Annotated in this window: 21 protein-coding genes, 1 tRNA gene and 2 riboswitches; of the genes, 19 read left to right on the forward strand and 3 right to left on the reverse strand. The window is 35.2% G+C overall.

The features are described 5' to 3' along the window. The first annotated feature begins 295 nt into the window (after positions 1-295). From hprK to QQS35_RS02240, 6 genes are all read left to right on the forward strand, one after another. The gene (hprK, locus tag QQS35_RS02215) at positions 296-1,252 is read left to right on the forward strand and encodes an HPr(Ser) kinase/phosphatase (protein ID WP_285930131.1); all 957 of its coding nucleotides are present in this window, start codon (positions 296-298) and stop codon (positions 1,250-1,252) included. 17 nt (positions 1,253-1,269) lie between these two features. Further along, positions 1,270-2,100 (forward strand): prolipoprotein diacylglyceryl transferase, encoded by an 831-nt coding sequence (gene lgt, locus QQS35_RS02220; protein ID WP_285930132.1) that lies wholly within the window; start codon positions 1,270-1,272, stop codon positions 2,098-2,100. 127 nt (positions 2,101-2,227) lie between these two features. After that, on the forward strand, positions 2,228-3,187 hold the full coding sequence (locus QQS35_RS02225; RefSeq protein WP_285930133.1) for a nucleoside recognition domain-containing protein: 960 nt from the start codon (positions 2,228-2,230) through the stop codon (positions 3,185-3,187). After that, on the forward strand, positions 3,162-3,800 hold the full coding sequence (gene ppaX / locus QQS35_RS02230) for a pyrophosphatase PpaX (RefSeq protein ID WP_285930134.1): 639 nt from the start codon (positions 3,162-3,164) through the stop codon (positions 3,798-3,800). The genes QQS35_RS02225 and ppaX overlap by 26 nt, the downstream gene beginning before the upstream one ends. Positions 3,801-3,804: 4 nt before the next feature. Beyond that, a complete protein-coding gene (locus tag QQS35_RS02235; protein WP_285930135.1) occupies positions 3,805-4,329 on the forward strand; it encodes an acyltransferase in 525 nt (174 codons plus the stop codon). Positions 4,330-4,683: 354 nt separating this feature from the next. Further along, a complete protein-coding gene (locus QQS35_RS02240) occupies positions 4,684-6,345 on the forward strand; it encodes a glycerol-3-phosphate dehydrogenase/oxidase (protein WP_285930136.1) in 1,662 nt (553 codons plus the stop codon). An 85-nt stretch (positions 6,346-6,430) separates the two neighbouring features. Here the strand turns inward: QQS35_RS02240 and QQS35_RS02245 are convergent, their stop codons facing one another. Beyond that, entirely contained in the window at positions 6,431-7,372 is a 942-nt protein-coding gene (locus QQS35_RS02245) for a ketopantoate reductase family protein (RefSeq protein WP_285930137.1), read from the reverse strand. A gap of 236 nt (positions 7,373-7,608) precedes the next feature. On the opposite strand from QQS35_RS02245, the gene QQS35_RS02250 reads away from it, so the two are divergent. The 8 genes from QQS35_RS02250 to QQS35_RS02285 all read left to right on the forward strand — a co-directional run bounded on the left by QQS35_RS02250 (position 7,609) and on the right by QQS35_RS02285 (position 14,839). Beyond that, positions 7,609-8,406 (forward strand): hypothetical protein, encoded by a 798-nt coding sequence (locus tag QQS35_RS02250; RefSeq protein ID WP_285930138.1) that lies wholly within the window; start codon positions 7,609-7,611, stop codon positions 8,404-8,406. Between the two features lie 191 nt (positions 8,407-8,597). After that, positions 8,598-9,611, forward strand: a complete 1,014-nt coding sequence (locus tag QQS35_RS02255) for a tetratricopeptide repeat protein (protein WP_285930139.1) — start codon at positions 8,598-8,600, stop codon at positions 9,609-9,611. Between the two features lie 102 nt (positions 9,612-9,713). After that, positions 9,714-10,664, forward strand: coding sequence for a thioredoxin-disulfide reductase (gene trxB, locus QQS35_RS02260; RefSeq protein ID WP_285930140.1), 951 nt, complete (start codon positions 9,714-9,716; stop codon positions 10,662-10,664). Positions 10,665-11,098: 434 nt separating this feature from the next. Further along, positions 11,099-11,563: an NUDIX hydrolase gene (locus QQS35_RS02265; RefSeq protein ID WP_285930141.1), complete on the forward strand. Its 465-nt coding sequence runs from the start codon at positions 11,099-11,101 to the stop codon at positions 11,561-11,563. Between the two features lie 17 nt (positions 11,564-11,580). Beyond that, complete coding sequence (gene rapZ, locus QQS35_RS02270) at positions 11,581-12,465, forward strand: RNase adapter RapZ (RefSeq protein ID WP_285930142.1); 885 nt, start codon at positions 11,581-11,583, stop codon at positions 12,463-12,465. Positions 12,466-12,469: 4 nt separating this feature from the next. Then, on the forward strand, positions 12,470-13,423 hold the full coding sequence (locus QQS35_RS02275) for a gluconeogenesis factor YvcK family protein (RefSeq protein ID WP_285930143.1): 954 nt from the start codon (positions 12,470-12,472) through the stop codon (positions 13,421-13,423). Between the two features lie 28 nt (positions 13,424-13,451). Beyond that, positions 13,452-14,399: a DNA-binding protein WhiA gene (gene whiA, locus QQS35_RS02280; RefSeq protein ID WP_285930144.1), complete on the forward strand. Its 948-nt coding sequence runs from the start codon at positions 13,452-13,454 to the stop codon at positions 14,397-14,399. A 188-nt stretch (positions 14,400-14,587) separates the two neighbouring features. After that, complete coding sequence (locus QQS35_RS02285) at positions 14,588-14,839, forward strand: HPr family phosphocarrier protein (protein WP_285930145.1); 252 nt, start codon at positions 14,588-14,590, stop codon at positions 14,837-14,839. Positions 14,840-14,890: 51 nt separating this feature from the next. On the opposite strand, the gene clpP is transcribed toward QQS35_RS02285, so the two are convergent. Further along, positions 14,891-15,484: an ATP-dependent Clp endopeptidase proteolytic subunit ClpP gene (gene clpP / locus QQS35_RS02290; protein WP_285930146.1), complete on the reverse strand. Its 594-nt coding sequence runs from the start codon at positions 15,482-15,484 to the stop codon at positions 14,891-14,893. A gap of 636 nt (positions 15,485-16,120) precedes the next feature. Continuing rightward, positions 16,121-16,813, reverse strand: a complete 693-nt coding sequence (locus tag QQS35_RS02295) for an alpha/beta fold hydrolase (RefSeq protein WP_285930147.1) — start codon at positions 16,811-16,813, stop codon at positions 16,121-16,123. A 175-nt stretch (positions 16,814-16,988) separates the two neighbouring features. Between QQS35_RS02295 and QQS35_RS02300 the strand changes: the two genes are divergently transcribed. The 5 genes from QQS35_RS02300 (at position 16,989) to QQS35_RS02320 (ending at position 23,740) form a co-directional block, all read left to right on the forward strand. Further along, positions 16,989-17,061: transfer RNA gene (locus QQS35_RS02300), tRNA-Arg, on the forward strand. A 624-nt stretch (positions 17,062-17,685) separates the two neighbouring features. Continuing rightward, a complete protein-coding gene (locus QQS35_RS02305; protein ID WP_285930148.1) occupies positions 17,686-18,270 on the forward strand; it encodes a hypothetical protein in 585 nt (194 codons plus the stop codon). 744 nt (positions 18,271-19,014) lie between these two features. Further along, a riboswitch (SAM riboswitch) is annotated at positions 19,015-19,130 on the forward strand. A 121-nt stretch (positions 19,131-19,251) separates the two neighbouring features. Next, positions 19,252-20,346, forward strand: a complete 1,095-nt coding sequence (gene metX / locus QQS35_RS02310) for a homoserine O-acetyltransferase MetX (protein WP_285930149.1) — start codon at positions 19,252-19,254, stop codon at positions 20,344-20,346. Between the two features lie 91 nt (positions 20,347-20,437). Then, positions 20,438-20,554, forward strand: a riboswitch (SAM riboswitch). An 81-nt stretch (positions 20,555-20,635) separates the two neighbouring features. Then, positions 20,636-22,432, forward strand: a complete 1,797-nt coding sequence (locus tag QQS35_RS02315; protein ID WP_285930150.1) for a PLP-dependent aspartate aminotransferase family protein — start codon at positions 20,636-20,638, stop codon at positions 22,430-22,432. A 78-nt stretch (positions 22,433-22,510) separates the two neighbouring features. Next, on the forward strand, positions 22,511-23,740 hold the full coding sequence (locus QQS35_RS02320) for a homoserine dehydrogenase (protein WP_285930151.1): 1,230 nt from the start codon (positions 22,511-22,513) through the stop codon (positions 23,738-23,740). Positions 23,741-24,761: the final 1,021 nt, after the last annotated feature.

The raw sequence follows: 24,761 nt of genomic DNA on the forward strand, positions 1-24,761 counted from the left end.
CTAAGTACGCCACGTCGAGGCTAGACTTAACCTTAAAGGTGATGAGTAAGGTGCCTACGCTTTTATTCCGTAAATAAACTTCGGAACAAAAGATAAATAGTAATGCTTGGTTATGTAAAAAATGCTACAATAGAGTACAATAATTGACATCTATTATTAAGGTTCAAAAAGTTTCTAAATGCTAAGTATCAATGGCTGAATATCGTTTTTAAAAGAAGAGTAAATCCATTGTATTATACAAACTTTATGCATTTCTTTTGAACACGTACTATTATGCAACTTTGGAGGGAAAATAATGGTGAAAGTTCGTACCCAAGATTTATTAAACCAGTTTGATATTGAATTAATTGCTGGTAAAGATGGGATTCATCGAGAGATATTAATGAGTGAGATTTCTCGACCTGGAATAGAAATGACTGGTTATTTTAAATATTATCCAAAAGATAGACTACAATTGTTAGGGAAAACAGAGCTTTCTTATTATACTGATTTAAGTCATGCGGAAAGAAAAGATCGTGCTGAGCGAATATGTACCGATATAACACCTGGTATTGTCGTTTCAAGAGGCTTGGAAATCCCTGAAGAGCTAGTTGAAGCATGTAATGCGTCGGGTGTACCATTAATGCGTTCTCCATATAAAACTACTCGTGTGATTAGTAGGTTAACCAACTTTTTAGAAGCTAAATTTGCACCATTTACTGCTCTACATGGTGTGCTTGTAGACGTATATGGCATTGGTGTACTAATTACCGGTCAAAGTGGTGTTGGTAAAAGTGAAACAGCACTTGAACTAGTAAAGCGTGGACACAGGCTTGTAGCAGATGACAGTGTGGAAATACGCCAGGAAGATTATGATCGTTTAATAGGTAGTGCACCGCCATTAATAGAGCATTTATTAGAAATTAGAGGACTTGGAATTATAAATGTGATGACATTGTTTGGTGCGGGGTCCGTTCGTTCTTATAAAAAAATATCGATGATCATTAATTTAGAAACATGGGATCAGAAGAAACAATATGACCGTTTAGGATTAGAAGAAGAAACAATGAAAATAATTGATGTAGAAGTTCCAAAAGCAACACTTCCAGTTAGACCTGGTCGTAATATTGCGGTTATTATTGAAGTGGCAGCGATGAATTTCCGTTTGAAACGAATGGGAGTTAACGCAGCAGAAGAATTTTCAGAACGATTAACTACGATGATCAAATCAGAAAAAACTGTGGATGTTGAATCAGATCTTGATCTTGATTAATTTAGGGGGGAAACGAATTGTCGTGTAGTGTGCAAGAATTGGATAGAGTTTTTTTTGATCTTGGTCCATTGACTGTTTATTGGTATGGAGTAATTATTGCGACTGGTGCATTTTTAGGACTTTGGCTTGCAACAAGAGAATCTAACCGACTAGGATTGCAAAAGGATTTGTTTGTTGATTTAGTCGTATTTGCTATTCCAATTGCAATCATTTCTGCGAGAATATATTATGTTGTATTCGAGTGGGAAAATTATGTAGATGGTCCGTTGTGGCGTATTTTTGCCATCTGGGAAGGTGGTATTGCGATTCATGGTGCATTAATAGGATCTGTCATTACTGCGATTATTTTTGCGCGCGTGAAAAAAGTATCTTTCTGGCAGTTAGCAGACATAGCTGCTCCAAGTCTTCTTTTAGGCCAAGCAATTGGCAGATGGGGAAACTTCATGAATCAAGAGGCACATGGTGGTCCTGTTTCCGAAGCTACATATAATAATTTATTGCAATATTTACCGGATTTTATTATGAACCAAATGTGTATTGATGGTACGATGTATCACCCAACATTTTTATATGAGTCACTTTGGAACTTTCTTGGTATAATACTTTTACTTGTTTTAAGGAAGTATAATCCTAGAAGAGGAGAAATTTTCTTAAGTTACGTTATTTGGTATTCGATTGGACGCTATTTTATTGAAGGCATGCGTACCGATAGTTTGTATATTATCGGCAACTTACGAACTGCTCAAGTTATTTCGATCATATTGGTAGTTATAGGTATAGCTATTATCATTTATCGAAGAAAAAGTGGTCAAGCGGATAAAAAATATAACGGCAAAAAAATTAAATAAAACTGTTTGATTATATTTTTAGGGATGAGGTGCATCCGCAAGGTGACATTATTTGTACCTCATCTTTGATTTTATATCACATATTTACATTTAAATTTGACCGAGTGAAAAGCGAGGAGAAATAACGGTGATAGGCATTCTGCAACGAGGTTTTAAGCAAGGGATAAGTGTAACATGGACACTCGGAAAAGTGATTTTTCCTGTCACGATAATAGTAACGATCCTTCGTTATACACAACTATTACCTTGGTTAATTGAATTAATAAGTCCATTTATGAAATGGATTGGGTTACCTGGAGAAGCAGCCGTTCCCTTAGTGATAGGCAATCTGCTTAATTTATATGCTGGTATAGGAGCAATTGTATCGTTTGATTTTTCTGTGAAAGAAGTATTTATAATGGCTATTATGTTATCTTTTTCCCATAATTTGATCATTGAGTCTACGGTTGCTTCCAAAGTCGGCGTTAATTGGTTGATTGTTGTTGGCGTGCGAATTGCGTTAGCGCTTTTATCTGCCTTTATCATTAATATCTTTTGGAAGGGTGGCAGTGAATTAGCTCAGTATGGGTTAATTTCGAAAACTGATCATGTCCCAAGTGGATGGATAGATATGACCATACTGGGGATTCAAACAGCATTGATGAGTGTAGTACAACTTGCTATTATTGTTATACCATTAATGTTGGCCATTCAATTTTTCAGAGAACTCGGTTGGATGAGCAAGGTTTCTGATTGGTTAGCGCCATTCACTAAAGTTCTTGGTATGGAAAAAAACACCTCGATGACTTTAGTTGCTGGTTTATCGATTGGACTCGCTTATGGAGCTGGTTTAATGATCCAAGCAGTAAAAGAAGACGGTGTTTCTAAAAAGGATATGTGCTTAGCGCTTATATTCCTTGTCTCATGTCATGCTGTTGTAGAGGATACACTGGTATTTATTCCACTTGGTATCCCTGTCTGGCCATTATTATTAATTAGATTATCTACCGCTATTATTTTAACAGCGGCAATTGCTTTCGTTTGGAATCGAAATAGTGCAAAAAAAAGGAAGGAGCCACTCCATGAACATTCGTACGATTCTATTTGATCTTGATGGAACTTTAATTGATACAAATGAATTAATTATTGCTTCTTTCACTCACACACTTAATAAATATGCAGGTAAATCATATACACGAGAACAAATTTTAGATTTTATTGGTCCACCGCTAGTGGATAGCTTCAAAAAGGTTGATCCTGTTCGGGTCGATGAACTCGTACAGACTTACCGAGATCATAACCTTTCTAACCATGATAGTTATGTTGTAGCTTATCCGACGGTTGTAGATACAATGATTAAATTAAAACAAGCAGGTTTTCAATTAGGTATTGTTACAACTAAGGTGAAAAGCACTGCTGAAATGGGTCTAAGCCTAACAGGTTTAACAGATTTTTTTGAAGTACTTATTGGACTTGAAGATGTAACACATGCCAAACCACATCCTGAACCTATTATTAAAGCATTAACCGAGTTAAATGCTCATCCGGCAACAACGTTAATGGTTGGTGATAATTATCATGATATCGAAGCAGGTAAAAACGCTGGAACAAAAACCGCTGGTGTTGCATGGACAATCAAGGGAAGAGAAGCACTTGAAGCGTATCAACCAGATTATATGTTAGAGGAAATGAGTGACCTCTTAAAGATCTTAGGAGTGTAATACCATGCGGAAAACCGAGCGATATCGTGTGAATGAAGCAAACTCTTTATGGCATATATACAAAACAGTTCCTTTTTGGAAAGTTATCAAAAACTTCCTTGTCATTCAAATCGCAAGATACACCCCGTTTTTATCTATGAAAAATTGGTTGTATCGAACGTTTTTACGTATGGAAGTCGGTGATAAGACTGCCTTTGCATTAATGGTTATGCTCGATATTATGTTTCCAGAGCGCATATCTGTTGGAAAGAATACCGTGATTGGTTACAATACAACTATCCTTGCACATGAGTATTTAATAAAAGAGTATCGTCTAGGTGATGTTGTTATTGGAAGTGAAGTGATGATTGGTGCCAACACTACTATTTTACCTGGTGTAACTATTGGTGATGGGGCAATTGTTTCCGCAGGAACGCTCGTACATAAAGACGTGCCTGAAGGGACGTTTGTTGGGGGTAATCCGATGCGAGTAATTTATACGAAACAAGAAATGGATGCTCGGATAGAAGATGATGATTTCTATAAGTGACAGACACCTTAATTTGCTAGTAGTAGTATGAGGATAAAATTCTCTTGCTCTACTAGTTTTCCTTATATATTTGATTTTTGACTGATGCATTTTTAAAAATAGAAATGTATCAGTCAGAAATTAACAAGGTAAATTAATGTAATCATTTACTTTTACTCTTCTATTTCTCCTGAATGAGGTATGATTATCGCAGTTAAATACGGGATAAATTGATAATTAAGTGGAAAACTAGACACTGAAGTTTACGTTTGATTTGGATAAAACTAGGGAAAAGTTATCTTCTCAAAAAGATATGAATAAATAAGATTGTATAGAAGCAGTTGTGTCGTTCATGAAAGGAGTTGGATACAATAAATGGTGAAATTTTCAAATCTATATCGCTATGATGTTTATGAAGGATTAATGAATGAAACCTTAGATGTATTAATCATTGGTGGAGGTATAACTGGGGCTGGAATAGCATTGGATGGAGCTTCACGAGGTTTTAAGACAGCGGTGTTTGAAATGCAAGACTTTGCTGCCGGTACATCTAGCCGTTCTACTAAACTCGTTCATGGTGGCCTTCGTTATTTACAACAATATGAATTAGCAATGGTTGCTGATGTTGGTAAAGAGAGGTCTATCGTTTATGAAAATGGTCCACACGTAACGCAACCAGAATGGATGTTACTTCCTTTTTACAAACAAGGTAATTTTGGTCCTTTTACTGCTAACTTGGGTCTACGCATGTACGATTACTTGGCAAAAGTAAAAAAGCAAGAACGAAGAACGATGCTTTCTCGCAAGGAAACACTTGAAAAAGAGCCGCTCCTTAAAAAGACAGATTTAAAAGGTGCAGGCTACTATGTTGAGTATAAAACAGACGATGCGAGGCTGACCATTGAAGTAATGAAAAAAGCAGTAGAATATGGTGCTCGTGCAATAAATTATGCCAAGGTAGAAGAATTAATATATGATGATAACAAAAAAGTTATCGGTGTTGTTGTAGAAGATCAAATTACTGGAGAACAGTACAACGTATATGCAAAGAAAGTAATTAATGCTTCAGGGCCTTGGGTTGATTCGATTCGAGAGTTAGATGGATCGAAACAGGGGAAAGAACTCCATTTAACAAAAGGTGTACATATTGTCTTTGATAGCTCAGATTTTCCTTTAAAACAAGCTGTTTACTACGACAATAAGGACGGTCGAATGATCTTTGCAATACCAAGAGATAACAAAACATATGTAGGCACCACGGATACCACTTATGAAGGTGAGATTGCACACCCTACTATGACGGTAGAGGACCGTGATTATCTTATTGATGCGGTGAATTATAAATTCCCATCACTATCTATCAGTAAGGATGAAGTTGAATCAAGCTGGGCTGGATTAAGGCCGTTGATTGGAGAAGCGGGAAAAGAGCCGAATGAAATATCACGTAAGGATGAGATTTTCCTTTCTGATTCCGGTTTGATCTCGATTGCAGGTGGTAAATTAACAGGCTACAGGAAAATGGCAGAAAATGTGATTGACCTTATTGTAAATCAATTCAAACAAGAAATTGGTATTTTGTATTCAAAATCAGAAACGAAAGAGATACCAATAGCTGGTGGTAACGTTGGTGGTTCGAAAGGATTTAGACAATTTAAATCCGATCAAATAAAAGAGGCTGAAGAGATAGGAATATCGAAGGAAAATGCCGAGCAATTGATCAACAAGTATGGCTCCAATGTATCGGAAATATTTCGACATTACAATGAGTTGCATAACGAAGCGTTGGAAGCGAGTTTAGATCGCTTGCTCTTTGCCCAATTAAGGTATGCGATTGATGAAGAATGTATATATAAACCAGCAGATTTTTTTATTAGGCGAACGAGTGCATTATATTTTGATGTGGAACAGGTAAAAGCTAACCAAGAAAATGTGATTGCCTACATGGCAAAAATATTTGATTATACAAAGGAAGAAAGAGCGTACTACTATAGAGACCTTCGACAACTATTAGAAGAGGCAGTGAATCCAGAAGCATAGCAATAAATGGAATTTTTAATCATCTACCCGGTATTAGGCATAAAGAAAAACTCTCAATTAAGAGAGTTTTTCTTTATTTCTTGTATTAGTTGGTTTCTTTAGTCCTATCATAATTAAGGTTCTCAAACGGTTTAATTATTCCATAAATCGTTTCAACAAAAGGTAAGTCGATGTTTTTTTCTTTTGCAAGTCGTAGTGCTCCACCGTGTAAATGTTCAACTTCTAAACCTTGCTGTCGACGTCTATCCTGATGCATGGAAGAAGTAGCTTCATCACCTAGTTTTTGCATGTTTTCAATCGCTTTTGAAACATGCTTATCATTAAGCGCAATATCATTTGCATTAGCCAACTTACGCATGTCTTTAACCAAGTTTTCAGCAATTCGAAAGGTTGCGGGTTGATCTCTAATACTACCTATAGCAAGATTTGTTGCCGTAGTAATCCCAGAAAAAGCAGTAATAAACATATACTTTTTCCATAAATGGGTCTGTATGTTCGGACTATTTATTACATTCATATTGGCGTTGTGTGAAAGAAATTCGATTTGTTCACATAATTCAACTTGTGATGGATGAAGCGCACCGACAAGCAAATCATGAAACGGACTAGAATGAACGACATCTCCTTCTTGATTTAAGGTGGAAATGATGAAAGAAAGTCCTCCTAGAACTGCTTCATTTCCTAATTTTGATTGTAATAATGAAAAATGTTCAATTCCATTTAAAATGGGAAGTACCTTTGCTCCTTTTGCAACTAGGTTTTCAAGGTCGTCTAGGACCCCTGATAAGTGATACCCCTTAATCGCTAGCAGTACAAGGTCGCACGCTTCTATTTCTGATGTGTCAGTGACCACTTGCGGCTGTTTTATTGCGTAATCACCTTCGATACTATGTATGATAATGCCATTTTGTCTAAGTTGCTCTGCACGTTTAGGTCTAACTAGGAATGTTACATCTTGGTTAGATTGTTGCCATCTTGCCCCGAAATAAGCACCTAAAGCTCCTGCCCCTAATACAACTATTTTCATAAGAACATCTCACCTCCATGATTATATATAAATAGTACATTGTCCTTTTGAAAAAAGAAAAGATTATCCCTTGGTAGACTTGTTATTGCATCCTATAATTGTATGCAACGGAAAAGGATGGTATAACGATTAAAAATAAAAAAGATTCCCAATCTGATTTGTGAATATAGTATACTTTCTATAAAACTGAAAGGGATTTACATTCTAAAATCTTCGAAATGTATTGGAGGTAAACAATGACACAATTATCTAGGATCATTAAACAAGATGCAATTAAACAGATTGTCACAGGTTTGATCATGGCTGTTTTGACACTTGGACTAATCATCATAACTTTCGTAATAACAGCCCAATGGCAAATAATCTTTTTGATTGCTTCTCTAGGAATAGCTAGTGTTTCGTTTCTTAAAAGTGGAAGTATTGATTTAGCTGTAGCTAAGAACACGCAACTAAGAATGAAAGCACCAGAAGAAAACAAAGTAACAACAACTTGGCCAAGACGGATGTTTATTGAGCATCAAATAGGCAATGTTTCTACTCTTTTGGATATGGACGAAACGAAGTACCTATCTATATTTGAACAAAAACAGTCTAAAATCAAGCTTATCTTAGATATCGTAACAGAAACTGTTTCCATCCGTCATTTTTTGCCGAAGAGATTTCGAATAGAAGATTATCATGGAAATAGAATCTTTTATTTGGAGAAAAAAGGTGGGTTTAATTGGCGCTCCTATGTTTTTGATGAAACAGGTAAAGGGATAGCTTACTTAGATAGTTCTAAACAAGATAAACATATTGTTTTGCAGTACATAGATAATGACGGGGTACGTTGGCAAGCTTCAAAAGATGGGATTGGATTTATAACGATCCAGGATAGTGAAGGTATAGGAAAAGTTATCATGAAACCAAATGCAATACCGATAGAATCTGAACGGTTTGCTAAAGCAAATGGAAGCCTAATTATTTGGTATGATTCGGTTGAAATACCCTATTCGTTAATCATATTACTATTTGCTATCACTAAGAAATCATAAACAATTATTGTTGGCATTTTCGCTTGTTAGCTTGATTTTGCTATATAATAATGCTTTAAACTGTGATATAATTCAAACGTTATAAAACTATGTCGAAAGTCACAGAATACTAGATTACTATGACGAATGAAGGACTTGAGTTGTTCAAGGAGTGTTCTCCTTTTTGGACGCTTTTTAAAGGGGGAAGACAGATGCAAACGACAGAGGGTATTTCTATAGAGACAAAAATAGATAAAGTCATCCCTTTTATACCTGATGGTGATTTTTATTTTACCAAGGGTGTTGAAGCTTTTAATAAACGAAAATTTGACATTGCTCTGAAATGGTTAAAAAAAGCAGTAGAAACATCACCAGATGAAGCTGTTTATCATTGTCAGATGTCAATTATTTATACAGAAATCGGTTCTTATCATACAGCAAACCAAATATTAACAAAAGTGCTGTCAGAATATGGCGATAGTTATGTTGATTGTTATTATTTAATTGCTAATAACTATGCGCACCTTGGTTTATTACAAGATGCGAAAAAATACACATTATCTTATTTAGAAAAAGCACAAGACGGTGATTTTAGAGAAGATGCAGAAAATTTATTGACTGTTCTTGATATTGGTGATGAAGATGATGACGATGATTGGGCTTTTGAGGAAGAAGATGAACTATTAATCTATCAAGAGACTGCTTTCTATCACCTTGAGCGCCGTGAATGGGATCAAGCGATAGCATTACTAGAAGAAATGATGGTTGTTTTTCCAGAACATATAGCTGCTAAACATGAATATAGTTTTGCTTTGTTTTTTTCTGGTCAAGAAGAGGAAGCAATTAACATGGAGTTAGAGTGGCTAGAAGAAGAACCGCAATCATTATTTAGTCAAACGAATTTAGCGGTTTTTTATTCAGAACAAAAAAATGAAGCTTTATTTAATAAGTACATTTCTTCACTACAGAATGTATTTCCGATTCATGAGCAGCAAAAACTACGCATTGCTACTACGCTTGCAAGAACAGGTCTTTATAAAGAAGCTTATGAGAGGTTTATCACTTTAACTAAATCTCAATTAAAAGGGCATGCTTCTTATTTCCATTGGTTTAGTTTCTCTGCCTATCACGTTAATAAACTGTCTAAGGCAATTGAATTATGGGAGGAAGGTTGTAAGCGACACCCAGTTTTGCGTAAAGAGCCTATTCCTTGGGTACAAGAATAACAGTATCTTAATATACTAATATATGTAGTTGAGCATAATACTAGACCTAAGACATCTTTCATATCATAATATTGTTGAATAGCTTGAAAGGGGCGAGGAATAATGTCCGATGAACGTATTTATGATGTTATTATTGCAGGTGCTGGACCAGCGGGAATGACTGCTGCTGTTTATACGTCACGTGCAAATCTTGACACACTTATGTTAGAACGAGGAATACCAGGTGGACAAATGGCTAATACAGAAGACGTTGAAAACTATCCTGGTTATGATCATATTTTAGGACCTGATTTATCTAATAAAATGTTCGATCACTCAAAAAAATTTGGTGCAGAATATGCATATGGTGATATTAAAGAAATTAAAGATGGAAAAGAGTATAAAACAATCATTGCTGGGAAAAAAGAGTACAAAACGCGCGCGTTAATAATTACTACTGGTGCTCAGTATAAAAAAATTGGTGTACCTGGAGAACAAGAATTGAGCGGACGTGGTGTCTCTTATTGTGCAGTATGTGATGGAGCTTTCTTCAAAGGAAAAGAATTAGTAGTAGTTGGCGGGGGAGATTCTGCTGTTGAAGAAGGTGTATATCTAACACGATTTGCAAGCAAGGTAACGATTGTTCACAGACGAGATAAGCTAAGAGCGCAAAAAATTCTTCAAGATCGTGCATTTAACAATGAAAAGATTGATTTTATTTGGGATACAACGGTTAAGACTATTAACGACAAAGATGGAAAAGTTGGTAGTGTAACGTTAGTAAATCAAAAAACAGGTGAAGAATATAACAAACCTACAGATGGTGCTTTTATCTATATTGGTATGATTCCGTTAAGTGATCCATTTAAATCATTAGGAATTACCAATGAAGAAGGTTATATTCCAACCAATGAAAAGATGGAAACAAATGTTGAAGGTGTATTCGCAGCTGGCGATATTCGTGAGAAAGAATTGCGTCAGATTGTAACTGCGACTGGTGATGGAAGCATTGCGGCACAAGCGGCACAGTCGTATATTGAAAACTTAGTTGAATCTTTAGATGCTGTAAAATAACCGTTGTAATATAATGACATTACAACGTAAAAGCTTTTTAACCCTGTTGTAACACGCACGAAACAATTTTGCGGTACAATGAACTTAACTAATTGACCCCCTTTTAATAAATATACTTTAACGCACAGGTGTTTATCACCTGTGCAATTTTTTTGGATTTTTATATTAGGCTCTTTTCGTGGACGATGAAAAAGACAAACTACTAAAAAAGCTCATAATATTGTTAGTTGTGAAATATTCATTGTATAATATAAGAAGAAGGCTCACTAAACAATCTTAAAATATCTTACTGAAAAACAATAGCATCTGCTATTTAATGCGTAGATTTTGAGACTGAGTTCATACGATGTAACACACATGTTTACTCATTGATAGTATAAGCTAAACTTCGTTACTGCGAGTGCTTAGTTTCTTTAAAAGAAAGAGATGATAAATTGAGACGCGTAACAAATTGTATTTTAAAACAAAACAATCATATATTAATGTTAAAAAAACCTCGACGTGGCTGGTATGCAATGCCTGGTGGAAAGATGGAATCAGGAGAGTCTGTTAAACAGGCTGTAGTTAGAGAATATAAAGAAGAGACAGGCCTTGAATTAGTTGAACCAAAACTTCGAGGTACGTTTACGTTCATCATTAAAGAAAATGAAGCAATGAAACAAGAATGGATGATGTTTACTTTTTTATGTGAACAATCTAATGGTGAACTTGTGGAGTTTTGTAATGAGGGAGAATTAGAGTGGGTTCCACTTGGTGAAGTGTTAGATAAACCAATGGCTGAGGGTGATCGCTTTATTTATAAATCTATTTTGACTTATGATGACCTAATTGATGGTACGTTCACGTATACGGATGATTATCAATTAATTGAGAGTAACCTTAATCCATCAAGCAACTAAAAAAGGAGGGGTTTTAATTGGTAAATAAGGAGCAAGAAACTAAACTAGTCATAATAACGGGTATGTCAGGTGCTGGAAAAACAGTTGCTGTGCAAAGCTTTGAGGATCTTGGCTATTACTGTGTTGATAATTTACCACCTGCTTTACTACCAAAATTTCTAGAGTTAATGAGAGATGCTACAAATAACATTAAAAATGTTGCTTTAGTTATGGATCTTCGGGGTAGAGAGTTTTTTGATGCATTATTTGGTGCACTTGATAAATTAGGTAAACAGGATTGGTTAGAAGAACATATTCTATTTCTAGATGCAGATGACAAAACACTGGTGTCACGTTATAAAGAGACGAGAAGATCTCATCCACTTGCACAAGAAGGATTACCATTAGAAGGAATTGAGTTAGAAAGAAAAATTTTAGACGAGTTAAGAGGAAGAGCTCAAAACATTATTAATACGACTAACTTAAAACCTAAAGAATTAAGAGAAAAAATTGTTAACAAATATGGTACGCAAGAACAGGAGATTTTCTCGGTTCATATGGCTTCCTTTGGCTTTAAATATGGCTTGCCAATCGATGCAGATTTAGTATTTGATGTACGTTTTTTACCTAACCCACATTATGTCGAACATATGAGACCGTTAACGGGTTTAAATCAAGACGTATCTTCCTATGTTTTTAAATGGTCAGAAACACAAAAATTCATGGATAAGGTAATTGATTTACTACAGTTTATGTTACCGCAATACCGAAAAGAAGGGAAAAGTCAGTTAGTTATCGCCATTGGCTGCACTGGTGGACAGCACCGTTCTGTTGCGATTTCTGAGCACCTAGCTAAACATTTTTCTGCTAACTATGTCACCCATGTAAGTCACCGTGATATAGATAAGAGAAAGGGACATTAACTATATGGTTTTAAATAAAAATACAAATGTAGTTGTCCTTGGAGGAGGAACGGGTATGCCTGTACTCCTTCGAGGTCTTAAGGATTATCCAATCGATTTGTCAGCAATTGTAACAGTTGCCGATGATGGTGGAAGTTCGGGTAGGTTGCGTTCAGAAATGGCAATGCCGGCACCAGGTGATATTCGAAATGTTATTGCCGCCTTATCTGACGTGGAGCCTATGTTGATGGAACTTTTTCAACATAGATTTAAACAAGGGAATGGCCTATCTGGACACTCGATGGGTAATTTACTGTTAGCTGCAATGACTTCAGTAACTGGAGACTTTTATAATGGAATAAAAGAAATCTCTCGTGTGTTAAATGTAAAAGGAAGTATTTACCCCATTGCTAATCAAAATATGTTTTTACATGCAGAAATGGAAGATGGGCAAATCATTTCGGGTGAATCAAACATTCCGTTAGCTAATAAACAAATTAAGCGAGTTTTCTTAAAGCCAGAACCGGTACTACCTTTACCTGAAGCGGTTGAAGCGATTAAGGCAGCTGATCTTGTTGTAATAGCTCCTGGAAGTCTATTTACGAGTACGTTACCAAATATGATCGTTCCACAAATTGGTGATGCACTTAGGAATACGCAAGGGAAAGTTGTTTATGTTTGTAACGTGATGACACAAGAAGGCGAGACAAATGGATACTCTGCTGCGGATCATGTACAAGCAATCACAAATCATATTGGGGATGGTTGTATTCATTCCATTATTGTGCATAATAAACCTATTGAAGGTGATGTCCGTGAGAGTTATGCAGAGGAAAATGCAGAACCTGTCATTTATGATACAGAGCGTTTAATCAGCATGGGTTTAGAAATTATTGAAGCTGATATCATAGACCATCGAAAAAAAATGTTACGACATGATACATCAAAAGTTGCAAAACTATTATATTCTTTGCTGTAATAGTTGATTAGAATAGGGGGTGAAGGAGTTGTCATTTGCTTCTGAGATTAAGAAAGAACTTACACAAATTAAAAATGAAAACTGTTGCGCTCAATCAGAGTTAGCTGCACTAATTCGAATGAACGGAGCCATCTCCTTATCTAGGCAGGAATATGTACTTGATGTTCAAACAGAAAATGCTGCCATAGCTCGTAGAATATATACATTAATAAAATCACTTTATTCCTTTCCTGTAGAATTACTTGTTCGAAAAAAAATGAAATTGAAAAAGAATAATGTATATATTGTGCGAATGAGCGAAGGGGTAAGAACGATATTAGCAGACTTAGAAATCTTACATGAACCTTTCACACTAGTTAGAGAAATCTCAAGTAAATTTCTAGATAAACCTTGTTGTCGAAGAGCCTATTTACGTGGAGCCTTTTTAGCAGGGGGTTCTGTAAATAATCCTGAAACATCTTCCTATCATTTGGAAATATTTAATTTTTATCAAGAACACAATGAATCATTATGTGACCTCATGAATAAATTAACATTACATGCCCGGATTTTAGAAAGAAAGAAAGGTTTTATAACGTATATTAAAGAAGCAGAGAAAATAACAGAGTTTTTTAATCATATTGGAGCACATAAAGCATTACTTAAGTTCGAAGATGTACGTATTATAAGAGATATGAGAAATTCCGTAAATCGGTTAGTAAACTGTGAAACGGCTAATCTAAATAAAACAATTGGAGCTGCCTTTCGTCAAGTAGAAAATATTCGGTTTATTGATCGGACTGTTGGTTTACAAGCGTTGCCTGAAAAGTTACAAGAGATTGCTTCATTGCGAGTACAACATCAAGATGTTTCTCTAAAAGAGTTAGGTGAGCTTGTGTCTACCGGAAAAATCAGTAAATCAGGAATCAATCATCGATTAAGAAAAATTGATGAGTTCGCTGAAAAACTTAAAAGCGGTGAAGCTATAGAAAAATAATTGATAACATCTTAGTTTTGTAGTCATTTTTAGTATTATTTATCATACCTTATGTAAAGTCACTTGTGTACGTAATATTGCACATGATATAATTATACAAAGCTCTCTTTCAAAAGAGAGTCTTTTACTCACTGGATATGTTAGCGCTTTCTTTTATAAGGAATTTAAGATAGAGAGGGGAATGAACGTTGGTCGAGAAATCTGTAGTTGTGGAGCTGGTAACTGGTCTTCAAGCAAGGCCAGCAGCCGAGTTTGTACAAAAAGCAAACAGTTTTTCATCAGAAGTATTTATTGAGAAAGGTGAAAGACGAGTAAATGCTAAAAGTATTATGGGTTTAATGAGTTTAGCGATAACAAGTGGTGAGACAATAAATCTAATTGTGGATGGAACAGATGATCAAATCGCCTTAACGGAATTAATTGCCTTCGTTTCTAAATAATAAATCATTAATAAAGACCCTTCCAGCATTAAAGGAAGGGTCTGTTTTGTTTTATTCTTCAGTTGGCTTTTTCTCCATTACTTTATCGATTAAACCATATTCTTTTGCTTTAGGTGCTTCCATGAAATTATCACGTTCAGTATCACGTTCAATTACTTCTAATGGTTGACCAGTACGTTCAGAAAGAATTTTGTTCAATTTGCTACGCATTTCAATAATACGTTTCGCATGAATTTGAATATCTGTTGCTTGACCTTGTGTACCACCAAGTGGTTGGTGAATCATTACTTCACTATTAGGCAAGGCATAACGTTTACCTTTTTCACCAGCTGCTAATAAAAATGCTCCCATTGATGCTGCCATTCCAATACAGATAGTTGATACATTAGGTTTAATGAATTGCATTGTATCGTAAATAGCCATTCCAGCTGTAATCGATCCACCTGGTGAATTGATATATAGTGAGATGTCCTTATCAGGATCTTCAGCAGCTAAGAATAGTAATTGTGATACGATGCTATTTGCTACGTTATCATCAATCCCACTTCCTAGCATAATGATTCTGTCTTTTAGAAGTCTAGAATAAATATCATACGCACGTTCTCCACGGTTTGTTTGTTCAATAACTGTAGGTATTAAATTCATTGGAAAATCTCCTCCTTTAGCTTAGTTATTTCACCTATGTAGATGACTAACTATTCTTATCTTAACTAATTGGTCAGTGAAGGTCAAACAATACACTTTATTGAATGTACTGATAATTTAATTTGTTGATTTGGTTGTGCTTCTGCCTTCATTTTATAACTGCTTTGACCAATTTAAATCTAATTCCATCCTTCCCTATTTTTTATGAAATAAACATTAAAATATGTATGATTATAATACTAACTTATATGTCTTTTTAGTACTACCGTTTTGTGTAAAGTGGGTTGATGATTTTATTTATAAAAGTATATCGTAAGTTTTGACGGTATTAACCGTTGCAGTTTATAAAACTACAACATAGCTTTAATTTCGCTCCTTCTAAAGATGAGTACTTAATTCGAAGCAAATACCCTCTTTTCATGGAATACACTTTTATCATTAATAACTATTTTGACATAAATAAAATAATCTCCTTCTTTTTTAGAATAGAAGAAAATAATCCTGAGTTGAAAAACTGTTAGTGAAATTTTAGATGTTCTAATAAGTGGCTAGCGAATAAAGACGGTTGATTTAACATGCTATAATGTTTGCATTTTCAATGATTGTAAAGCTTGAATTAGGAAAGGTTTGATCTAGTTATCTTTCCCAATAGGGTGGAAGGTATCTATCGTGCTGTCCCCACATAAGCTTAACTGGTAGGGTAACCTTTGGAAGGTATGGTACGATATCTTCTGTCTGGTGATGATCAAGCGCAAAGGATGCTTGTTGCAGGGCTAGTTGACCTTGCTCGCCGGAAAACTGTTTTGTGAATTTTTCTAATAAATAAGGTGGTAGTAACTGCGGATGATAAAGACCTTCACGTAACATTCTTTCGATAAATAAAGGAGACGGTTGAAATTCAAAAGCTGTAGGATAACGAATAGAAACAACTTTTGGAAGCGGCCAGTTTGAATAAGTAACACCATCTGCAATTGTAAGGCTTTTAATCCGGTGAGGATTTGTTACGGAAAGAATTTGAACAACCCCACCTCTAAGATCATGTCCTACTAAGTTTGCCTTTTCTATACCTAATTGGGCCAATAGGCTTATAACATAGGCTGCCTGTTTGGGAAGCGTTAAGTCATAATAAGGGGCACGGTCAGAATCCCCGTATCCAATCATGTCAACTGCAATTACTTTGAAATCTTTATTAACGTATGGCACTATTTGATCCCATAAATGAGAGTTAGTTGGAATTCCATGGATAAATACTACAACTTCATTACTAGGATTATCATAGAACTGGTAAGCCATTTGATAGTTTCCCACATTAGTTTTATATTTTGTCATATTTTTCATCCTTTTCATTTTAAAAATGTGTGTCTGACCATATACCTTATGTAGTGAATGGCCTATTCGTTTGGGCAGTTTGAAAAAATATGAGTTTAAATTGAATAAAATTGATTTATCGGTTATAATTGTTTTTGTCCCATTTTTACTGGGGTTACTTATCAAATTAAAATATGCGCCCGTAGCTCAGGGGATAGAGCAATGGTTTCCGGTACCATGAGTCGGGGGTTCAAATCCCTCCGGGCGCGCTACTACAAAAATAGAAAGGACAAGGGTGCGAATTCGCCCCTTGTCCTTTCTATTTTATTCGTTTGTATAACTTTTAAAATGTTGGAATATTAAGATTTTATAATCAGCATCGAAAGATATAATACAATCCCAAGTAGGCTTCACTTGAATATTATTGTTTTCTTCTATCCAAATCAGTCCGTTAAACTCATAATTACGCTCTACTATCGCTATTTGTTTAGTATTTTTTTCAATAATTGGATTTAAATGATCTGGAAGTTTAATTAAGGTAATTAAGAAATTGACTCACCCCAATGTACCATTGGTTTTTTACTGATGGTTATACAAGTCATTAAACATGAAAAATGTTTATATGAGCTTCTAACGGTGTTAGTTCATATGTAATAATTTATTCATTCTCACGGCAATACCATAACAATATAATTATATTACACACTAGAAATATGGAAGTTGATTTACTAGTTTTTTATAAAGTAATTGGTAGTAATTGTAATCATTCGATATATATATATAGCTTAGGGTAGTTATTGTGGTTTAAATTACCATATTTGGAAATTGACTACTTCATTTTACAAATTGTACAGTTTAATAGAATTAAATTTTAAAAATAGGAGGAATTAATTTTGAATCTTAAAAACCCATTAACTAGCAAGGTATTTTTAGTTGTACTTAGTTTCGTATTCCTTTTTACAATGGTGGCTCCTTCAGTAGGTGCTTCTAATTCTACATCGGTGGATCAGAGCGAATTGGAAAAAATTGAGGAATTAAAAAATGAATTAGAAAAACACAACATTTCCGAGGAGGACATTTTAACAGGTCTACAAGAGGAGTTTGAAAAAGTAACACCTAAAAACAAGAGTGTATCTGATGTTTCTTTAAATAATGATATAGTTATAGAACCGCAGGGAGTAAAGTCAAAATCTGCTGCAATTGCAGCGAAAGCGATGATTAAAAAACTAAGAGGTTATGGCGCATACGCCTGGAATTCAACAGTGAAGGAGTACATAAACAAATTACCTATTCCTTCTGGCGCAAAAACTACTCTTGAAAATTATACTAAATATCAAGTTGTTATGGACTCTTTAAATGTAGTAATTAATTTTCAGGGCGACATCACGTCAGCTTTAACTACACAAATGAAAAATATAGGTGTTCCAGGTTGGTTAGCTGGCATGGCTTCAAGAGCAATTGTATTTATACTTCTTTAAATCACCTAGACTTTTAACTGGAAAGGATACATGAAGTATGAAGAATTTTCTATTAACTATACTTTGGATAACTGGTTTATTCGTTCTGTTTGATATTATTTTCGGTTTCAATATAGATGAAAATATATTTATATTTGGGATAGATACTCACATAACTATCAGTTTTGTAAGTAGATTGATAAGATTACTATTTTTTGTTTTTCTTCTAATATATATGAAAAAATATATGAGAACTTCTGATAAAAAAGCTAAACGCTAATTTTAGCGTTTAGCTTTTTGCATAATCTATTTAAGGTATCTTTATTCTTACTGAATTTTAAAAAATGAAAAGCTGTCGAGTCGTATTAAACAAAGGATTCGAGTGGATAAAGTGCAAAAGAAGGTTGCAAACAATACAAAACTTCCTTCAGCAAAAATCAAAAGTGTTAGCAACCATATAGGATAGAATTATCATTTTGGATATAGGCTGTTTATAAAAAGTCGATTAGGCAACATAAAGAATTTCTTCAATTGAATCGCAAACAATTAGTAAAATTAAATCATTATCGCAAAATGTTAAATGTAGTTGCTTCACTCTGAAAGAAAAAGATTGAACTCATAACCGGAGACCATCTTAAGTATTACTATCCCCTATTGTAAGTTAACGAACTTTTCAGAGTTTTCTCACTTATTATGATTGACAGTACTTGTTAGCCATGCTAAACTTTTTGATAGCAAATGTTTCGGAATTTTGACAATTACATAGTCTTATCGAGAGAGGTGGAGGGACTGGCCCTTTGAAGCCCGGCAACCATCAAATGGATTACCATTTGGAAAGGTGCCAATTCCTGCTAAGCTTAATTGCTTAGAGTAGATAAGAGGAGTAGATTACCAATCAACCTCTCTTTCTTAAGAGAGGTTTTTTATATGTCTAGGAACTATAGGTTTCTGTCAACTTTTTAATTGTGTATTTATTTACTTAGAAAGGTGGTAGTGCTTCTTATGAAAGTTGCCACACGAAGAGATACAGGGGTTATTAATATTGGTGAGCTAAGGCTCGAATCAGGAAAAATTCTTCCTAATGTAGAACTAGCTTATGAACGTGTTGGATCGACGAATTTACCTGCTATCCTCGTATGTCACGCTTTAACAGGAACACAAGATTGCGTAGGGAACGAGGACGCTCCTGGTTATTGGGCTAACCTAATCGGGCATGGTGGTTATATAGATTTAGATAAATATCAGGTTATCTCTTTTAATGTGTTAGGCGGATGTAATCAATCAACAGGACCATTAAGCATAAATCCATTAACAGGAAAACCATACCAAACGGAGTTTCCATTTATAACGATTCGAGATATGGTCCAGGCACAATACCAAGCATTAGAAAAGATAGGTATTGAGCATTTGAAAGCTGTTATAGGTGGTTCCTTAGGTGGTATGCAAGTACTTGAATGGGGGATAATGTATCCAAACAAAATGGATGCTTTATTTCCAATTGCTGTGACACCTTTTCTGAACGATTATGCGATTGCTTTTAATAACATTGCTCGTTTAGCTATTTTACAAGACCCGAAATGGAATAATGGGAATTATACACAGGAAGATATACCAGAACATGGATTGAGTCTAGCGAGAATGGTTGGAATGATTACTTATCGTTCTGGAGATTTGTTTAATGAACGATTCGGGAGAGAGCAACGTGGTCCAGTAGGGGTGGCTCATGAGGAGATTGCTTATGAGATTGAATCTTACCTTGATTATCAAGGGAAGAAATTGACGAAGCGATTTGATGCGAATAGTTATTTGTATTTATTAAAAGCAATGGATACGCATGATATAGGAAGAGAACGTGGTGGTTGGAAAAAAGCTGCATCAGCAATTACCAAGCCATTACATGCGATTGGCTACTCAGGTGATTTACTATTTCCTACAAGTGAGTTAAAACAATTGGTTGAGCACTTACAGGTAACTGATAAAATAACCACTTTTGATGAAGTGGATACGCGCTTTGGTCATGATGGATTCCTTGTAGAATTCGAAAAATGGGGTGCACGTATTGAACAACATTTGAAGATGCTTCATAACCAAAAATAATTCTACCAACAAGGGTATAAACAATTTTGACAAAATTCTAAAAACATAGTATTCTCTTAAATACGAATGAATAATTTAATAATTTTTGGATCTCTTATCCAGAGAGGCGGAGGGACTGGCCCGACGATGCCCAGCAACCATCAAAGTTATTTTACTAACTTGAAAAGGTGCTAATTCCTGTAGGAAGCTATTTCCTAGCAGATAAGAGGAGGATTGAGATAATGAGCCTTCTTCTTAAAAAAGTTGGCTCTTTTTGTTTTTTTATTATAAATATTAGGGGGAAGTTAACATGACAGAGTACAAAAATACAACGTATGATCTTGAAACATTATCATTACATGGGGGGCAAGCGCCGGACCCAACAACAGGATCAAGAGCAGTTCCTCTTTACCAAACGACATCGTACGTTTTCCACGATACCGAACATGCGGAGCGTCTTTTTGCTTTAGACGAACCAGGAAACATTTATTCTCGTATTGGTAATCCTACTGTCGATGTATTCGAAAAAAGATTGGCTTTACTTGAAGATGGTGTTGCTGCAGTTGCCACATCTTCTGGAATGTCAGCTATTACACTATCAATCCTAAACGTAGCAAGTGCAGGTGATGAAATTGTAGCAGCTACTAATCTATATGGTGGTACATATAATCTATTTGCAATCACACTTCCGCGCTACGGAATCAATGTAAAATTTGTTGACCCAACAGATCCAAATAACTTTAAGGCAGCAATTAATGATAAAACAAAAGCGGTATTTGGAGAGACAATCGGCAATCCAGGATTACATGTATTAGATATTGAAGCAGTTTCTGAAATTGCACATCAAGCAGGTGTACCACTCATAATTGATAATACATTTGCCACACCGCATAGTTGTAAACCAATTGAATTAGGTGCTGACATTGTTGTCCATTCCGCAACAAAGTGGATTGGTGGTCATGGTACATCAATCGGTGGAATAATTATTGATGGTGGACGTTTTGACTGGAACTCAGAAAAGTATCCACAATTTACAGAACCAGATCCGAGCTATAATGGCATCAGATATGCTGTTGATTTTGGCACATTAGCATTTAGTACAAAGGTACGTGTGCAACTATTAAGAGATTTTGGTGCGGCACTTAGTCCGTTTAATGCTTTCCAATTGTTGCAAGGATTAGAGACATTGCACTTAAGAGTTGAAAGACATAATCAGAATGCTGCAGAACTTGCAACTTACTTAGAAAGTCATCCGGCTGTTGAATGGGTGTCTTACCCTGGTCTTGAAAGTCATCCAGCGCATCAAATAGGTAAGCGAATTTTGAAAAATGGATTTGGTTCTGTGATTGTATTTGGTATAAAAGGCGGTAAAGAAGCCGGTAAGAAGTTGATAAATAATGTTTCGTTATGGTCACACGTTGCTAATGTTGGTGATGCGAAATCGTTAATCATTCATCCAGCTTCGACAACGCACCAACAATTATCTAAACAACAATTAGAAGAAACAGGTGTTAAAGAAGAGCTTGTTCGTCTATCTGTTGGGATTGAATCCATTAGAGATATTAAAAATGACTTAAATCAAGCACTTGCTAAAGCGACAGGAATCTCTACTGGAGGAACAGAAGAAATCGTCATTAATGATGAAGGTGTCATTCGTTGGGCATTAAACTCTGCAATTGAAAGAACGGACGAAAATGGTAATGAGGTAACTCGTCAAAAGACGTTAGCGGTTGTTGGTTTAAGTGGTAAAGAAGGTCGACCTAGTTATCGTTTAGCAAGAAAGATGCAACGTCTTGGATATAAAATTGTACCAGTTAATCCAAAAGAAACAGAAATACTTGGTGAAAAAGCCTACCCTGATTTATTGAGCATACCTTTTGCTATTGATGTAGTTCAAGTATTCAGAAAGCCAGAAGCTGCTGTAGGAGTTGCGAAAGAAGCGGTTCAGATAAAACCAAAACTTTTCTGGCTACAAGAGGGAGTTGTGTCTCCAGAGGCAGCTGAAATTGCAGTAGCAGCTGGAATAGAAGTTGTTCATAACAGATGTACGTATAAAGAAGCACAACGTTTACGTGGTTCGATTTCAACATATGCTTGTGAAATTTAATTATGATTAACCAGTTATATGGAATGTTAACTTTTAACATGATAAGTAAAAGATCAATAGGAAGAGGAGGATGGGGATATGGGCAATATAAAAGTTGCTTTGTTAGGGTTTGGTACAGTTGGTGAAGGAGTGTACCAAGTCATTCAAACCCATCAGCAACGTCTTGAATCCCTGTTAGGTAAAAAGGTAGAAGTAGTAGGTATTTTAGTTCAAGACGATTCTAAACAAAGAGCTATTGATAAAGGTATTCTCCTTAGTTCTGATATTGATCAAATCATTAATATACCTGAATTAGAAGTGGTAGTCGAAGCAATTGTAGGTGTAGAACCTGGCTATAGTTATGTAACTAAGATCCTTAAAAAAGGTATACATGTCATTACAGCAAATAAGGAACTATTAGCCCATAAAGGCGCAGAGTTAAGAAAAATCGCAAATGAATATAACGCTCGTTTAGAATATGAAGCCGCGGTGGCGGGTGGTATTCCAGTTATTAGTACATTAAAGCATTTGCTGCGTCTCAATTCAGTCGTGAAGATAGAAGCGATTCTTAACGGTACTTCTAACTATATCTTAACGGATATTCGTGAAAAACAATCTTCTTTTCATGAGGCATTGCTTTTGGCACAACAAAATGGATATGCTGAAGCGGATCCATCGAACGATATTGATGGTTGGGATGCTTTTTATAAGCTAATGATTATAAGTGATTTGTTATTCGGAAGCCAACCGGATTGGAAAGACATTCCACATAAAGGGATTCGTCATGTAGAAGCTGCCCACATTGAGGCGGCGAAGTCGATCGGTTATCGAATCAAGCATGTTGCAACATTGGAAAATATAAATGGTCTTATTTATGCTTCGATTGAACCTATATTAGTATCTAAAGAGCACGCCCTTTATTCGGTAGAGGGTGTAAACAATTCGATTATTATAACAGGCGATGTTGTTGGCGAACTTTCATTACAAGGACCTGGGGCGGGCTCATTTCCAACTGCTAGTGCTATTATCGAGGATTTAGTGAATATTTATAAACTCAACGATGAAAAGTTGGTTACCGATGATGTATCCTTTGCTTCGAAAAACATCAATCAACAACAAGAATGGTTAATGATTGGCCCTCTTGAACCAATGACAAATATTGAAATTGTCAGTGAATGGTTAGTACCAATTGGTCTTCAATCTATACAATGTTCTCAAGTAAGAGGTAGCTATCAAGAAGTTAAAGAAATAGTAGACAGGTCCCAAGATATTACTGGATTTAGAATTAATATATTACCGATTTCCGAAAAGGAAATAGCAACGGTTTAGTTTTTTAAAAAACCAAACTTCTTTAATTAAATCAGCAATTTTAACTAACTCTCTCTGTATATAGTTGACAGGGAGAGTTTTTTTGTACAGCTGTAAATTTAACAGGACTGTAAACACGATAGAATAGTAGTGAGGTATCGCTAAAAGAAAATCGAAGGATTTAAGTTTACAATCATTTATTGTATAATTGTGACAAAATGATGAAAGGAATTCTTTATGATTAAAAAGTTCTTTATGAATAAAAAGATAGAAATCATCTTAGGTTTAGCTCTGTATTTTTTGCTTTGCATATTCGATTATATCTTCACAAACTCATTTAATTGGAGAATGAATATATTAGAAGCTATAGTCACAATGACAATTATTGTCTTTTTAAACAAACTTGAAACAAAAAAATGATATAGTAATCAGTTTAATATCTATTTAGCACCTTAACCCATTCACCATTTTTAAATTCTTGGAATAAAGTAACCAATGGAGTAGGTATAAACGTTCCCATAAAGGAGGGTCAGTTCATCACACATACATTCTTGCATTTCCGGATCTACCCCGGAACAATTACTGATGCAGAAGAGAATCTATTTAATTGACTTGTCCTGCTAGGTACATAATAAGTATTTTGTTTTAAATTCCAGGCTTTTCTCCTATTTTTATTCTATCAGTTTAATATCAAACCCTACAATTTCACCACTCGAAATCTCTTTTAGATGCTTTGTCAAAGATAAATGCTAGTTATTCGGCAAATTCGGTTACGTCTGAATCTTCCTTTGTTTTTGCTTTTGCCACCGGAGTATATGTGAACAACGTCATATGCAAATGAATAGTTAAACAATATTTTTTGAAAATACTGTGTTTTCCAGATGCTAAATAGGATATAGTAACAGTAGAATATCAACTTAGTAGTTATAAAAGTTAAAATGAAAACTTGGTGAACATGTTATTTTTAAGTGTATGGTTTGGCTTTTTGGGAAAATAGTAAATAAGGATTGTAATTTCCATGAGTCGTTAAATGAGTGAGAAT

Origin of the sequence: Aquibacillus rhizosphaerae (genome assembly GCF_030282825.1) — a bacterium.
In the GTDB taxonomy this organism is placed as follows: Bacteria; Bacillota; Bacilli; order Bacillales; family Amphibacillaceae; genus Aquibacillus_C; species Aquibacillus_C rhizosphaerae.

Bases quoted from the DNA above. Each gene is read 5' to 3' on its own strand.
- hprK (WP_285930131.1), top strand. From the start codon at position 296: ATGGTGAAAGTTCGTACCCAAGATTTATTAAACCAGTTTGATATTGAA.
- ppaX (WP_285930134.1), top strand. From the start codon at position 3,162: ATGAACATTCGTACGATTCTATTTGATCTTGATGGAACTTTAATTGAT.
- QQS35_RS02235 (WP_285930135.1), top strand. From the start codon at position 3,805: ATGCGGAAAACCGAGCGATATCGTGTGAATGAAGCAAACTCTTTATGG.
- QQS35_RS02240 (WP_285930136.1), top strand. From the start codon at position 4,684: ATGGTGAAATTTTCAAATCTATATCGCTATGATGTTTATGAAGGATTA.
- QQS35_RS02245 (WP_285930137.1), bottom strand. From the start codon at position 7,372: ATGAAAATAGTTGTATTAGGGGCAGGAGCTTTAGGTGCTTATTTCGGG.
- QQS35_RS02250 (WP_285930138.1), top strand. From the start codon at position 7,609: ATGACACAATTATCTAGGATCATTAAACAAGATGCAATTAAACAGATT.
- QQS35_RS02255 (WP_285930139.1), top strand. From the start codon at position 8,598: ATGCAAACGACAGAGGGTATTTCTATAGAGACAAAAATAGATAAAGTC.
- trxB (WP_285930140.1), top strand. From the start codon at position 9,714: ATGTCCGATGAACGTATTTATGATGTTATTATTGCAGGTGCTGGACCA.
- QQS35_RS02275 (WP_285930143.1), top strand. From the start codon at position 12,470: ATGGTTTTAAATAAAAATACAAATGTAGTTGTCCTTGGAGGAGGAACG.
- clpP (WP_285930146.1), bottom strand. From the start codon at position 15,484: ATGAATTTAATACCTACAGTTATTGAACAAACAAACCGTGGAGAACGT.
- QQS35_RS02295 (WP_285930147.1), bottom strand. From the start codon at position 16,813: ATGACAAAATATAAAACTAATGTGGGAAACTATCAAATGGCTTACCAG.
- metX (WP_285930149.1), top strand. From the start codon at position 19,252: ATGAAAGTTGCCACACGAAGAGATACAGGGGTTATTAATATTGGTGAG.
- QQS35_RS02315 (WP_285930150.1), top strand. From the start codon at position 20,636: ATGACAGAGTACAAAAATACAACGTATGATCTTGAAACATTATCATTA.
- QQS35_RS02320 (WP_285930151.1), top strand. From the start codon at position 22,511: ATGGGCAATATAAAAGTTGCTTTGTTAGGGTTTGGTACAGTTGGTGAA.